The following is a 14,042-nucleotide window of genomic DNA, read 5'->3' on the forward strand; positions in this document are numbered from 1 at the left end:
GTGGCGGTCAATCCGGCGGACAGCACGGTCTGGGGCACGCTCTACGGCACCGATGCCATGCGCGGCGCCGTGGGGGAGATGGCGCTTCTCCAACGGATGCTGGACGTGGAGGCGGCGCTGGCCCGCGCCGAGGCCGGGCTGGGGATCGTGCCGGCGGAGGCGGCGCGGGCGATCACCGCCGCGGCCACCGCCGACAGGCTGGACCTTGCGAAGCTCGCCGCCGCCACACGCAACACCGGCTATCCAGTAGTCGGGCTCGTAAAGCAACTCGGCGCGCTGGCCGGGGAGGAGGCGGCGCGCTGGACCCACTGGGGCGCCACCACGCAGGACATCCTCGACACCGCGCTCGTGCTCGCGCTGCGGGAGGCGTTTGCCCTTATCCGCACCGATCTTGACGCCACCGTTGCGGCGCTCGCGGCCCGAGCGCGCGAGCACCGCAACACGGTGATGGCCGGGCGCACCCACCTGCAGCACGCTCTGCCCGTGACCTTCGGCTATAAATGCGCCGTCTGGCTATCGCCGCTGATCAACGCCCGGGAGACGCTCGATGCGCTGCTGCCCCGCCTGCTGCGCGTGCAGTTCGGCGGCGCGGTGGGCACCCTCGCCTCCCTTGGGGAGAAGGGGCCGGCCGTGGCGGAGGCGCTGGCGCGGGAGCTCGACCTTGCGGTGCCGGAGATCCCCTGGCACGTCGCGCGCGATACGCTGGCCGAGGCGATCTCCTGGTGCGGCATCCTCTGCGGATCGCTCTCGAAGATGGCGACGGACGTGATGCTGCTCATGCAGACCGAAGTGGCCGAGGTCTTCGAACCGCACGAGGCCGGGCGCGGAGGTTCCTCCACCATGCCGCAGAAGCGCAACCCGATCGCCTGCGAATACGTGCTTGCCCAGGGGCGCGGCGTGCACGCGCTGGTGCCGCAGGTGATGTCTGCCATGGCGCTCGACCACGAGCGCGGCACCGGCCCGTGGCAGGCGGAGCCTCTGGCCATCCCGCAGGCACTGCTGCTTACCCATGGAGCGCTGGACCAGGCGCGGCAGATCGCCCAGGGCATGACGGTGGACGCGGCGCGGATGCGGCGGAACCTTGAGGCGACGGGCGGTGCGATCATGGCGGAGGCGGTGATGATGGGACTAGCGCCGATGCTCGGCCGTGGCGCTGCGCACGACGCCGTGCACCATGCATGCGACGTGGCGCTCGCCGAGCGCGTGCCGCTGGCCGAGGCACTGGGGCGGGACGCGGCCGTTTCCTCGCGACTGGACGCGGCAGCGATCGAGCGCATTACGGATCCCTCCACCTATCTCGGCAGCGCGGGCCTGTTCGTGGACCGCGTGCTGGCGCGCCTCGCATGAGCCCGCCCGACGGCAACGGGGCCGCGCCCGTTCCGCCGCCCGCGAAATCGGTTTACCGCACCGTCTCGAAGGATCTCCCGCGCGTCCTGCGCCCGATCCTGGCGCTGGACGACTTCGAGCCGGCGGCGCGGCGAAAGCTTCCGCGCCCGCTCTTCGGGTACATCGCGGGCGCCGCGGAGACGAATGCCTCCCTGAAGGATAACCGCGGCGTCTTTGCGGACTGGGCCTTCCGCCCGCGCTACCTCATCGACGTCTCCCGCCGGAGCATGGCGACGGAGCTTTTCGGCACCACATATAAGGCACCCTTCGGCATCGCGCCCATGGGCATCAGCGCGATGATGGCTTATCGCGGCGACCTCGTCCTCGCCCACGCGGCGCGCGACGCTGGCATTCCGATGATCATGAGTGGATCGTCCCTTATCCCGCTCGAGGAGATCGCGCGGGAAGCGCCGGGGAGCTGGTTCCAAGCCTATCTGCCCGGCGAGGAGGCGCGCATCCTCGGGCTTGTGGATCGCGTGGCCGCCGCCGGCTTTGGCACGCTGCTGCTGACGGTGGACACCACCACCATGGGCAACCGCGAGAACAACGTGCGCAGCGGGTTCTCGACGCCGCTCAAGCCGACGCTTCGCCTTGCCTGGGACGGCGCCATCCGTCCGCGCTGGCTGCTGGATACCATGCTGCCGACATTGCGGCGCCACGGCATGCCGCATTTCGAGAACTCCTACGCGACACGTGGCGCCCCCATCATCGCGCGCAACGTTGAACGCGACTTCGGCGCGCGGGACCACCTCAACTGGTCGCATCTCGCGCTCATCAGGCGCCGCTGGAAAGGCAAGCTGGTGGTGAAGGGCGTGCTGCACGGGGAGGACGCGCGGCGCGCGGCGGAGGAGGGCGCGGACGGCGTCATCGTCTCCAACCACGGCGGGAGGCAGCTCGATGGCGCTATCTCCGCCTTCCGCGCCCTGCCGGAGGTGCGCGCCGCGGCGGGCGCGATGACGGTGATGATGGATGGCGGCATCCGCCGCGGCTCGGACGTGCTGAAGGCGCTCGCCATGGGCGCGGACTTCGTCTTCGTCGGCCGGCCCTTCCTCTACGCCGCAGCGGTCGGCGGAGAGGCAGGGGTGCGCCACGGCATCTCCATCCTCTCCTCAGAAATCGACCGGAACCTGGCGCTTCTCGGCTGCCAATCTCCGACAGAGGTCGGGATGCAGCACCTGATGCGGGTGGGCGGCGCCCCGGCCTGATTGGTCGGGCGCCGCCCACGCGTCAGTCCGGGGCCGGCGAGAGCGCGGCGACGGGCGCCCCAATCGCCGGCAGGTCGCTCAGCTCCAGCGCCTCGATCGCGACACCGCGGCGGGTGATCTTGCCTGTGGTGATCTCGATCTGCTGCACATCCGTCTGCATGTCGAGGAAGTGCTTGCGCAGCCGCGTCACGCGCTCCTCCAGGCGGGACACGTCCTTCATCAGCTCGGCCACCTGGTTCTTGATCTGGCCGGCCTCCGCCCGCATCCGCACGTCCTGCATGAGGGCGCGCATGGTGCCGAGCACGGCCCAGAGCGTGCTGGGGGAGACGATGTAGACGCCCCGCCGCGCCGCCGCGTCCACCACGGGCGCGTGGGCGGCGTGCAGGTCGGCGTAGATGGCTTCGGAGGGGACGAAGATGAGCGCGCCCTCCGCCGTCTCGCCGGGGCAGATATACTTGCCGGCCACGTCATCCACGTGGCGCGTCACGTCGGCGGCGAAGCGCTTCGTGGCGGCGATGCGCGCGGCGTCGTCCGCGGCATCGCGGGCGGCGAGCCAGGCTTCGAGTGGGAACTTGCTGTCCACCGCGATGGGGCCGGGCGGATAGGGCAAGCGGATGAGCACGTCGCAGCGCGTGCGGTTGGCGAGGGTGTGCTGCCAGGAGAAGCCGTCCGGCGGCAGGCGGTCCTCCACCAGTTGCCGGAGTTGCACCTCCCCGAAGGCGCCGCGAGACTGCTTGTTGCCCAGGATCTGCGTCAGGCTTCCCACCTGCACCCCCAGCGCCTCCATATTTGCGCGGGCCGCGTCGATCACGGCCAGTCGCTCATGAATCTTCCCCGCGGTCTCCTCGGCGCGCAGGGCATTGTCGCTCAGCACCTTGCCCAGTCGCTCGTTCTGCCCGGCCAGGCGGTCCGCCAGCGCGCGTTCCTGCGCGGCCAAGCGCTCGTTCTGACGGGCGAGCGCGCTCGTCAGCGTCTCGGTCAGGCTGGCGGTCGTGGCGGAGAGGCGGTCGGCCAGGGCGCGCTCGGTCGCGGCCATGCGCTCGGCAACGGCCATGCCCTGACGGTCCTGCGCGGCGCCCAGGGCGTCGAGCTTGCCGGCCAGCGCCCCCAGCGCCTCGTCCCCGCCGGTCCGGCGCAGCAGGAGGACTGCCACCCCGAGCAGCGCCAGCCCGGCGAGGATGAGGGGAAGAAGCGTCGCCAGGTCAGCCATGCGGGTCTTTCAGCACTCGTCACGCGGGGCGGGGCCTCGCCGTTATCCGGATCCATGCCATATACGGGGGGCCCATGGGAACATTGCCGGAACCCTTCGCGGGCTGGTTCGCCGCGCGCGGCTGGACACCGCGCCCTCATCAGTTAGCCCTCTGGCGCGCCGCGCGCGCGGGTGAGAGCGCGCTGCTGATCGCGCCGACGGGCGGCGGCAAAACGCTCGCGGGCTTCCTGCCCACGCTGCTTGACCTGCACGGGAACCCGCGGGAAGGGCTGCACACCCTCTATGTCTCCCCCCTCAAAGCGCTGGCCGTGGACATCGCCCGCAACCTGATGGATCCGGTCGAGGAGATGGGCCTCGGCATCCGCATCGAAACCCGGACGGGCGACACGCCGCAGAACCGCCGCGCCAGACAGCGCCAGACCCCGCCGCAGATCCTGCTGACGACGCCGGAGAGCCTGGCCGTCCTTCTCTCCTCCCCCGAGGCGTCGGAACTGTTCGGCGGGCTTCGCGCGGTGGTGGTGGACGAGGCCCATGCCATGGCCGGCACGAAGCGGGGAGACCAGCTCTCGCTTCTCATGGCGCGGCTCGATCTGCTGGCGCCGGGGCTGCGGCGCGTGGGGCTTTCGGCCACCGTCGCGCATCCGGATGCCCTCCGCGCGTGGCTTTCCCCCACCGCGCGAGCGGAGGACGTACGCCTCGTGGTCGGCCGCGGCGGCGCGGAGCCGGTGATGGACCTCATGCTGCCGGCGGGGCACCTGCCCTGGGGCGGGCATATGGGCATCGCCTCCGCGCCACGAGTGCTGGAGCGGATCGAGGGCGCCGGCGTCACCATCGTCTTCGTCAACACCCGCGCCCAGGCGGAGCTGATCTTCGCCGCCCTCTGGCGCCTGAACGAGGGCAACCTGCCGATCGGTCTGCACCACGGATCGCTTCAGATCGAGCAGCGGCGGAAGGTGGAGGCCGCCATGTCCGCGGGGAAGCTGCGGGCGGTGGTCGCCACCGCCTCGCTCGACCTCGGTATCGACTGGGGCGCGGTGGACCAGGTGATCCAGGTCGGCGCACCCAAGGGCGTGGCGCGGCTGCTCCAGCGGATCGGGCGGGCGAACCACCGGATGGACGAGCCCTCTCGCGCCGTGCTGGTACCGGCCAACCGCTTCGAGGTGATCGAGTGCGTCGCCGCCACCGAGGCCGTGCGGGCCCACGAGCTGGACGGCGAGCCGCCGCGGCCGGGCGGGCTCGACGTCCTGGCGCAGCACGTCCTCGCCATGGCCTGCCAGGCGCCGTTCCACCCGGACGACCTATACGCCGAGGTCACGCGCGCCGGGGCCTACGCGACCCTCACTCGCCGGGATTTCGACGACGTGCTCCGCTTCGTGGAGGACGGCGGCTACGCGCTGCGGGCCTATGAGCGGTTCCGGCGCCTGTTCCGGGATGCCGAGGGCCTGGTGCACGTGCGCGACATCCGCGTGGCCCGCCAGGCACGAATGAACCTTGGCACGATCGTCGACACGCCGATGCTGAAGGTGCGTATCCGCGGCGGCCCGGTTCTGGGGGAGGTGGAGGAGTGGTTCGCCTCCACCCTCGAGCCCGGGCACTGCTTCATTTTCGCGGGCCAGACGCTGCGCTACGAGGGGATCGACGCCCTCACCATGGTCGTCACCCGCGGCGGAGAGGGTGAGCCGCGCGTGCCCGCCTATGCCGGCGCGCGGCTGCCGCTCTCGACCAACCTTTCGCTCCGGGTGCGTTCCATCCTCGCCGATCCCCGACGCTGGCGTGCCATGCCCGAGCCGGTGCGGGACTGGCTGCGGCTTCAGCAGCGGCGTTCCGAGCTGCCCCAGCGGGACGGGATGCTGATCGAGGTTTTTCCGCGCGGCGGGCGTTGGTTCATGGTCGCCTACTGCTTCGAGGGGCGTCTCGCGCACCAGACCCTGGGGATGCTGGTGACGAAGCGGATGGAGCGCCTGGGCTACGGTCCCATGGGCTATCTCGGCACCGACTACGTGCTCGCCACCTGGAGTGCCTTCGAGCCCGCCGATCCCGAGCGCCTCTTCGAGGAGGACATCCTCGGCGAGGAGCTGGAGGAGTGGATAGCGGAGAGCTCCATGCTCCGCCGCACCTTCCGGAACATCGCGACCATTGCGGGCCTGATCGAGAAGAACCACCCCGGCGCCGAGAAGTCCGGGCGGCAGATGAGCATGAACTCCGACCTGATCTACGACGTGCTGCGGCGGCACGAGCCCGACCATATTCTCCTCCGCGCGACCCGCGCCGAGGCCGCGACGGGGCTTACCGATGTCGGGCGCATCGCGACCCTGCTGGCGCGCATCAGAGGCGCCATCCGGATCCGGCGCCTTGACCGCGTCTCGCCGCTCGCGGTCCCCGCCCTTATCGAGGAGGGGCGCGAATGGGTGGCGGGCGGCGCCGAGGACGCGCTGCTGGCCGAGGCCGCCGCCCTGGTGGACGACGCGACCGGGGGCGCCGACCATTTCGCCGATGTGCTCTCGGAGGTGACGGAAGGGCTGCGCGTGCGTTCCGGGGTGGTGGACCGACCCAGACGACAGGACAGAAAGCGCCGTCCCCCGCCGCGCCGCTTCGTGCGATCAGCCAAACTGCCGGACGGGAGGCCCGCGACGTGACCGCCGCCCCCCTTCACCTCGCGGGGGAGCGGCTGATGCTCGACCCCGCCGGCGTCGTCTCCTGGCCGGCGCGGCGCACGCTGGTGGTCTCGGACCTGCACCTCGAAAAGGGCAGCCATTTCGCCGCACGCGGCTTCTTCGTGCCGCCCTACGACACGCGGGAGACGCTCTCGAAGCTCGCGCTCGCCGTGCGTCGCTACGGGCCGGCGCGTCTGGTCCTGCTGGGCGACAGCTTTCACGACGCGCTGGGCTGCCAGCGCATGGCGCCGGCAGACTGCGCCACCCTCGTCCGCATCCTCGGTGCGGTGGAGGAGGTCGTTTGGGTGCTCGGCAACCATGACCCGGTGGCGCCGGAGGGGCTGCCGGGTATTGCGGTGGAGGCGATGACGGATGGTCCGCTCACCTTCCGCCACGAGGCCGATCCGCGCGCCATGGGCGAGCTGAGCGGGCACTTCCATCCTAAGGCCACGCTCGCGACCCGCGCCGGGCCCGTGAGCCGCCCATGCTTCGCGACGGATGGGCGCCGCGTCATCCTCCCGGCCTTCGGCGCCTATACCGGCGGGCTGGACATGCGCGACCCCGCCCTGGGCGGGCTGTTCCCGCGGGGCGGGCGGGTTTTCATGCTCGGCACGGACCGGCTGCACAGCGTGCCCCTACCCCCGATGCGGCGGCGGGCAGAGAGCGCGGCATGATGGCGCCCTCGATCGTCCGGTCTCGCCAGGACGTACGGTTGGCCGGCAACACCGCCCCGCTCGCGGCGGCGGAGGGGCCGGTGCTGCCGGTCTTCGTGCTCGACGACGCGGCGGTGGGGGACCTCGGCTATAGCTCGGAGGCTCGAGGGGCTGGCGGTGAGGCGGCCCTTCCCCTCCTACGCGAGATCCCATGGCGGGAGTTCTCGCATCACCTCCTCTGGCATCGGCCGGAGCTGACGCGGAGCGCGCTGCGGGAGCGCTTCGCCGCTTTCCCCTTTGTGCCGGACCAGGAATTGCTTGTCGCTTGGCATCGCGGGGGAACCGGCTATCCGGTCGCGGACGCCCGCATGCGGCAACTCTGGCGGAATGGGTGGATGCACAACCGGGTGCGGATGATCGCCTCCTCGCTCTTGGTGAAGCGCCTTCCCCAGCCCTGGCGGGACGGCTTCGCCTGGTTCATGGACGCGGATCCCTTGAACAACGGCGCCTCCTGGCAGTGGGTCGCGGGCAGCGGGACGGATTCCTCGCCCTATTTCCACGTCTTTGACCCGGTGGCGCAGGGGGAGAAGTTCGACCCGGAGGGCACCTATGTGCGCCGCTGGCTGCCGGAGCTGGCCCGAATGCCCTCGCGTTTCATCTACCGCCCCCGGGAGGCGCCAGAGGCAGTTCGCCGCGCCACCGGACCGGAGGAAAGCGCCTATCCCTACCCGGTGGTGGAGCTCGCGGCCGGGAGCGCCCGCTCGCTTGCCGCACTGCGCGCCACGTCCCGCGGCGTCCTGTACGAGGAGGAAGCGGGTTGAGGGAGTTGCGCGACCGCTTCGAGGGCATTCGCGTCGTCGGCGACGTGCATGGGGAGGCCGCGGCTTTCCACGCGGCCGCGGACGGCGCTCAGGCGGAGCGGCTGTTCCTCATCCAGCTAGGCGACCTCACCGATGGTGGGCCGGATGCGCCGGGCGTGCTGCGCCGGGCCTTCGCGCTGCGGGCGGAGGGACGTGGCCTCTTCGTGCTCGGCAACCATGACCACAAGCTGCGGCGCGCGCTTGAAGGGGCGACGATCCGGATTGAGGCGAACGGGCTCGGCCGCACGCTCGAGCAGATCGATGCCGCGGACGATGCGGAGGCGCTGCGCCGGCGGGCGGTGCTCGAGATCGGCCGGGCGCCTGCCTGGCTGCGGATCGACCAGCGGCTCTTCGTGCACGGTGGCTTCCACCCGCGCATGCTGCACGCGGTCTCTCCGCCGGATGCGGGCGCGCGGAAGCCGGAGGGCCTGGTGCCCCGCGCCATCTTCGGCCAGGTGACGAGCCGCATGCGCGAGGACGGCTATCCCGAACGCCTGCACGATTGGGTGGACCGCATCCCCCAGGGCTTCACCATCTATTGCGGCCACGAGGTGCGCAGCGCCAACGGACGGCCCCTGATGCAGGTGGGCGCCGGCGGCGGGGCGGCCGTGTTCATGGACACGGGCGCCGGGAAGGGCGGCCATCTCTCCTGGGTTGACCTGCCCTGGTAACCCGGGCGGTCAGCCGAGGCCGATGCGGCGGTTCACGAAGTCCAGCGAATAGGCCTGCCGGATGTCGAGCCCGGCGGGATAGACGCCGTAGTCGCGCATTGATTCGTAGAAGCGCGCCCAACGCTCGTGCGTCATGGCCCCGATGCCGAGCATCGCGGCCTCGTGGTCGGTCACGATCTTCCGCTCCTGCATAACGCGAAGGCCATAGGCCATCTTGTCCGCGGGCATCTCGGCGTTCTGGGCCTGGATGAGGGCGTTCGCGGCGCCGATGTCCTCGCCTTTCATGTACTCGCTCCATCCCTCTATCGTCGCGTCGATGAAGCGCTGCACGAGGTCCCGCTTCTCTGTGGCCATCTTGCGCGAGATGTCGATCGTCGTGTTGTAGGCCTCGTAGCCTGCATCCGCGAGGAGATGCACGCGCGGCCGCGCGCCGGCCTGCATGGCCGCGAAGGGTTCCGACGAGACGAAGCCCTGCTGGATAGCGCCCTTGTCAGCCATGAAGGGTTGCAGATTGAAGGTGTAGGAGCGGATCTGCGAATCGCTAAAGCCGAAGCGGGCGCGCAGGAAGGGCCAGTGCGTGACGCGCCCGGCCGCGCTCATCATGATCGGCCTGCCACGCATGTCCTCGAAGCCGTTGATGCCGGCTTCCTCATGCGTCATCAGGATCACCGGATCCTTCTGGAAGATCGAGGCAATGCAGAGGAAGGGGATCCGTTCCCGCACGTAGTTCACGGCCTGGAAGGGGTTGGACATGATCATGTCCGCCCGCCCGCCGACGAGAAGTTGCGCGGGCGACTGCTGCGGGCCGCCCTGGCGCAGGTCGCAGTCGATGCCGTAGCGGCGATAGATGCCGTTCGCGACCGCCTGGTAGTAGCCGCCGTGCTCGGCCTGGGCGCGCCAGTCCGTCTGGAAGAGCACCTTGTCCAGCACCTGGGCCGAAACGCGCGCACCCGGCACCGGAACGAGCGAGAGGGCAGTGCCGCCGGCCAGCAGGGCACGGCGTTGAATGACATATTTCGTGCCCATGGGCCGCTTCTCCGTGCCTGGATTGCCGGTTCCGTCGGCGGGCCCAGTGCCCGCCGCGATGCGCGCCAGCCTTGATGCCATGGGGGGCCGGCCCGGCGCCAGGGCCGCGGAGAAGCCATGCGGGCTATCCCCCGCCGCGCCGGTGGCTATGCTGCGCGCCCCCGCAACCGAGAGGTCATCTTCCGCCCCGCATGGCCAGCGCCGTCACCCTTACCCACGTCACCGCCTATCGGTATGACCGGCCGGTGTTGCTGGGGCCGCAGACGATCCGGCTCTCGCCCGCCCCCCACGCGGCCGCCGTGATCCGGCGCCATGCGCTGACGGTGGAGCCCGCGAGCCACCGGCTGTTCCACCGGCGCGACCCGCAGGGCAACCCGGAGGTGCGGGCGGTCTTCGACGGGCGCGTGGAGCACTTCACCATCACGGCGGTGCTGGAGGCGGAGCTGGTGCCGGTGAACCCCTTCGCCTTCCTCTTGGAGGACGGCGCCGACCGCTGGCCCTTCACCTATGAGCCGCTGCTGGCCGCCGAGCTGGCGCCGAATCTGCGGTGCGGGGCGGCGGGCGCCGGGCTGATCGGCCTCCTGCCCGAGGCGCGGGAGGAAGGGGACGAGACCCTGCCGACCCTGCTCTCGCTGGCTCGCCGGGTGGCCGGGGAGATCCGCTACATCCGCCGGGACGAACCGGGCATCTGGGAAGCCGAGGAAGTCGTCTCCCGCGGCGAGGGCTCCTGCCGCGACACCGGCTGGCTGCTCGTGCAGGCCTTCCGGGCCATGGGCATCGCCGCCCGCTTCTGCTCCGGCTATCTCCTCGACACGAACGAAGGGACGGCGGAGCTGCACGCCTGGGCGGAGGCATTCCTACCCGGCGCGGGCTGGGTAGGCTTTGACCCGACCTCCGGACTGCTCGCGGCGGAATTCCACCTGCCGCTCTCCGCCGCCTCCGACCCGCGGCTGGCAGCGCCGGTCAGCGGCACGCACGAGGCCTGCGGCGTGGACTTCTCCGCCTCCCTTACCCTGGCTCCCGCGTGAGCGGCGCTGCCGATCCGGTCGACGAGATGGTCGACGGCAGGGGGCATGTACGGCCGCGCTGGCGCGGGCTGCTCGGCGCTCTCTCCAGCCTGCCGGAGGGCGGGCTCGCCGCCCGCGCGCGGCTGCTCGACCGCGCCTTCGAGGAGGAGGGCTCGGCCGGGCTCCTTCCCTCCCCCGCCTCGCCCGGGCGAAGCGCCGCCGGGCGGCTGGACCCGGTGCCGCTGCTGCTGGACGGCGCCGAGTTCGCGGAGCTGGCGGCGGGCCTAGCGCAGCGCGCCCGGCTGCTGGAGGCGGTGCTGGCCGATCTCTACGGCCCGCAATCCCTAATCGCGGCCGGCACGATCCCGCCGGACCTTGTTTTTCCAAACCCTGCCTTCCTGCGGCCCTGCTGCAACAGCGTGCCCGGGCCCTTCCTGCACCTCTATGCCGCCGACCTGATCCGCGGGGTGGACGGGCGCTGGCGCGTCGCGGGGGACAGCGTGGTCTCGATGGAGGGGCTGGCGCAGGCCTATGCCAACCGCTCCCACATGGCGCGGACCCTGCCGGAATGTGCGCGCGCCGTGCAGATGCGCCCGCTGCGCCCCTTCATAGACGCCTGGCGGGATGTCCTTCAGCGCGCGGCGGGCGCTGAGCCCGCGGGGGCGGCGACCGTGGCCCTGCTGACGCCTGGTGTCGGCCACCCGCACTGGGCGGAGCACGTGACGCTGGCCCGCGACCTCTCCTGCGCGCTCGCTGAGGCCGGCGATCTGACGGCGCGGGGCGGGGCGCTTTTCCTCAAGACGTTGCGCGGGCTGCAGCCGGTGCGCGTGCTTCTCTCCCGCGTGGCGGGGGCGTTGCTGGACCCGCTGGAGCTGGGTGGCCGGACAGCGCTCGGCGTCTCCGGGCTGCTGGACGCAGTGCGGGCGGGCAACCTCTCGGTGCACAACCATCCGGGCGCCGGGCTGGCCGAGGCCCCTGCCCTGCCGGCCTTCCTGCCCACGCTCTGCCGCGACCTCCTCGGCGAGGAACTGGCGCTGCCCTCCGTTGAAACGCTTTGGCTCGGCGATCCCGCCTCTCTTGCACGGTACGAGGCCGCGCCCGCGGGATATGCCCTGCGCCGCGCCGGGGAGGCAGGCGTTGGCGCCGCGGAAGCCGAGGGCGACCCGAGGGGCTGGGCGGCGGTGGCGCGGGTTGCCGCCTCGCTCGCGCCCACATTGGTCGGGGAGAGGCTGGAACCGCGGCCGATCGCTCTGCGGCTCTTCCTGCTGCACGACGGTGCGGGCTGGCGCTGCCTGCCGGGCGGCCTTGCGCGGGTGGCGGATGCGGAGGGGCGTTCCAGCGAGGTCTCGAAGGATGTCTGGGTGCTGTCGGAGGATGGCGCGGAGATCCGCGGGCCCGGGGCATTGCAGGTATCGGCGCTTTCCATCCGCCGCGCGGCGGGTGACCTGCCCTCGCGCGTGGCAGACAACCTCTTCTGGCTTGGCCGCTACGTGGAACGGCTGGACGACTCCGCGCGGCTGATGCGGGCAACCATGACCCGGCTGGGCCGCGCGCCGATGCTGCCCCGCGACCTTGCGGAGGTCGCGGCCCTGTCGCGCTGCCTGCTGGATGCGAAGCTCATTACCGAGGAGGAGCTGCCGACCTCGGGCGACGACGCCGCGCTGCGCCGCGCTCTGCTGCAATCGGGGCGCGGCGGCGGGCGGCTTCACCGGCTGACGGGCGAGGTCGCTCGACTGGTCGAGGGTACGCGGGATCGGCTGACCGGGGACATGCACGCCGCCTTTACCCTGCCGCTGCGCGACTGCCGCGCCGCGCTGATGGAGGCCGCGACTCCCGCGGCGCTGGGGGCGGCACTCGGTGGGCTTGTGCGCTACGCCTCGGGCGTGGCCGGTGTGGCGGCGGAGAACATGGTGCGCGGCGGCGCCCACACCTTCCTCGACCTCGGTCGTCGCCTGGAACGGGGGGCGAGCGTCGCGGCGCTTCTCGGGCACCTGCTGGCTGAGCCGCCGGCGCGGGTGGAGAGCGCGCTCGCCCTCTCGCTCGAGCTTTGCGATTCCGTCATCACCTATCGCACGCGCTACCTCCACCTTCTGCAGCCAGCACCGGCGCTGGACCTCGTGATGGCGGATCCGGCGAACCCACGCGGCCTCGTCTTCCAGCTTGCCGCCGCGGAGGCGCTGCTGGCGGGGGTCGAGGGCGGCGGCGATCCCACGCTCTCGGGCTGGGCGGGGCGGCTGCGGCGGGAAGGCGAGGCGATGGCGGCGGAGGTGGCGGAGGCTTCGGACGCCGCACTGGCCGCGACCCGCCTCTCGCCGCGGCTGCTGGCACTGGAGGACTCGGTCGGAGCCCTCTCGGACGCGATCGGGCGGCGCTACTTCACCCTCATCGCGGCGCCGCGGCTGCTGGGCGTGGATACGGCGGAATTACCCGTGCGGGGCGCAGCGTGATCTACCGGGTCCGCCATGTCACGGCCTATGCCTATGAGCTGCCCGTGGAGATGGCGACGCATCTGCTGCACCTGACGCCGCGTCCCCTGCCGCGTCAGCGAGTGATAAACACGTCGCTGTCCTGCGATCTCGAGCCGGCCCGGCGGAGCGAGGGGCTGGACCACTTCGGCAACCCGACCGCCTGGCTCTACCTCGATCGGCCGCACGCAAGGCTGACGGTGACCGCCGATTCCACGTTGGAGGTGGCGGCGCCCGCGCCACTGTCGGCCGTGACCCCGCCCTGGGAGGCGATCCGAGGCCTTGCCCTCGCGCGCGCGGAGGTGGCGGAGTTCCTTTTCCCAAGCCCGACCCTGCCGCCCGTGGAGGCGGCGCAAGCTTTCCTTGCCCCCTATTTCACGCCAAGGCGCCCGGTCGGGGAGGCGGCGGTGGAGCTGATCGCGCATTTCCGCGACCACATGGCCTTCCGCGCGGGCGTCACCACCGTCTCCACGCCGGTGGAGGAGGTGCTGCGGCGCCGGGCCGGGGTCTGCCAGGATTTTGCGCATCTGCTCGTGACCGGCCTCAGGATGCTCGGCATCCCCGCGCGCTACGTCTCCGGCTATATCCGCACGCGCCCGCCGCCGGGCGGGGTTCGCCGGGTCGGGGTGGACCAGTCCCATGCCTGGGTGGCCGCCTGGATGGGCCCCGAGGCGGGATGGGTGGAGATGGACCCCACCAACAGCCTCTTCGTCGCGGAGGAGCACGTGGTTCTCGGCTGGGGCCGCGACTTCGGGGACGTCTCCCCCCTGCTCGGCGTCATCCTGGGCGGCGGTAGGCACTCCGTCAGCGTTGGCGTGGACATGGACGAGGCATCGGTGTCGGCGGGCTGAGCCGCATCGGCATCGATCCTGCATGGACGCTCGCCTCGCGCCGGGCGATACCGG

Annotated in this window: 11 protein-coding genes; 9 read left to right on the forward strand and 2 right to left on the reverse strand. The window is 71.7% G+C overall.

What is annotated here, in order from left to right; translation table 11 throughout:
• Positions 1-1,347, forward strand: a 1,347-nt coding sequence (gene pcaB, locus D9599_RS23880; protein WP_232480840.1) for a 3-carboxy-cis,cis-muconate cycloisomerase, incomplete at its 5' end; no start/stop codon positions are given.
• Positions 1,344-2,591: an alpha-hydroxy acid oxidase gene (locus tag D9599_RS23885; protein WP_198383808.1), complete on the forward strand. Its 1,248-nt coding sequence runs from the start codon at positions 1,344-1,346 to the stop codon at positions 2,589-2,591. The genes pcaB and D9599_RS23885, both read left to right, overlap by 4 nt.
• A gap of 22 nt (positions 2,592-2,613) precedes the next feature.
• Here the strand turns inward: D9599_RS23885 and D9599_RS23890 are convergent, their stop codons facing one another.
• Positions 2,614-3,801 (reverse strand): DNA recombination protein RmuC, encoded by a 1,188-nt coding sequence (locus D9599_RS23890; RefSeq protein WP_198383809.1) that lies wholly within the window; start codon positions 3,799-3,801, stop codon positions 2,614-2,616.
• A gap of 74 nt (positions 3,802-3,875) precedes the next feature.
• Here D9599_RS23890 and D9599_RS23895 point away from each other — a divergent pair, with 74 nt between their 5' ends.
• From D9599_RS23895 to D9599_RS23910, 4 genes are read left to right on the forward strand one after another with little or no spacing between them, the layout of a single operon-like run.
• Positions 3,876-6,437, forward strand: coding sequence for a ligase-associated DNA damage response DEXH box helicase (locus D9599_RS23895; RefSeq protein ID WP_198383810.1), 2,562 nt, complete (start codon positions 3,876-3,878; stop codon positions 6,435-6,437).
• A complete protein-coding gene (gene pdeM, locus D9599_RS23900) occupies positions 6,434-7,129 on the forward strand; it encodes a ligase-associated DNA damage response endonuclease PdeM (protein ID WP_198383811.1) in 696 nt (231 codons plus the stop codon). The genes D9599_RS23895 and pdeM overlap by 4 nt, the downstream gene beginning before the upstream one ends.
• The gene (locus tag D9599_RS23905) at positions 7,126-7,929 is read left to right on the forward strand and encodes an FAD-binding domain-containing protein (protein WP_198383812.1); all 804 of its coding nucleotides are present in this window, start codon (positions 7,126-7,128) and stop codon (positions 7,927-7,929) included. Before pdeM ends, D9599_RS23905 begins: the two co-directional genes overlap by 4 nt.
• The gene (locus tag D9599_RS23910; RefSeq protein ID WP_198383813.1) at positions 7,926-8,639 is read left to right on the forward strand and encodes a metallophosphoesterase; all 714 of its coding nucleotides are present in this window, start codon (positions 7,926-7,928) and stop codon (positions 8,637-8,639) included. Before D9599_RS23905 ends, D9599_RS23910 begins: the two co-directional genes overlap by 4 nt.
• 9 nt (positions 8,640-8,648) lie before the next feature.
• On the opposite strand, the gene D9599_RS23915 is transcribed toward D9599_RS23910, so the two are convergent.
• On the reverse strand, positions 8,649-9,665 hold the full coding sequence (locus D9599_RS23915; protein ID WP_198383814.1) for an ABC transporter substrate-binding protein: 1,017 nt from the start codon (positions 9,663-9,665) through the stop codon (positions 8,649-8,651).
• A gap of 191 nt (positions 9,666-9,856) precedes the next feature.
• Between D9599_RS23915 and D9599_RS23920 the strand changes: the two genes are divergently transcribed.
• Genes D9599_RS23920 through D9599_RS23930 form a run of 3 tightly spaced genes read left to right on the forward strand, consistent with a single transcriptional unit; the run spans position 9,857 to position 13,988 of the window.
• Positions 9,857-10,693 carry a transglutaminase family protein gene (locus D9599_RS23920; protein ID WP_198383815.1) on the forward strand — a complete coding sequence of 279 codons (837 nt, stop codon included), beginning with the start codon at positions 9,857-9,859 and terminating at the stop codon, positions 10,691-10,693.
• Positions 10,690-13,119, forward strand: coding sequence for a circularly permuted type 2 ATP-grasp protein (locus D9599_RS23925; RefSeq protein WP_198383816.1), 2,430 nt, complete (start codon positions 10,690-10,692; stop codon positions 13,117-13,119). The genes D9599_RS23920 and D9599_RS23925 overlap by 4 nt, the downstream gene beginning before the upstream one ends.
• On the forward strand, positions 13,116-13,988 hold the full coding sequence (locus D9599_RS23930; RefSeq protein WP_198383817.1) for a transglutaminase family protein: 873 nt from the start codon (positions 13,116-13,118) through the stop codon (positions 13,986-13,988). The genes D9599_RS23925 and D9599_RS23930 overlap by 4 nt, the downstream gene beginning before the upstream one ends.
• Positions 13,989-14,042 lie beyond the last annotated feature (54 nt).

The organism is Roseomonas sp. KE2513, assembly GCF_016107305.1.
In the GTDB taxonomy this organism is placed as follows: domain Bacteria; phylum Pseudomonadota; class Alphaproteobacteria; order Acetobacterales; family Acetobacteraceae; genus Roseomonas.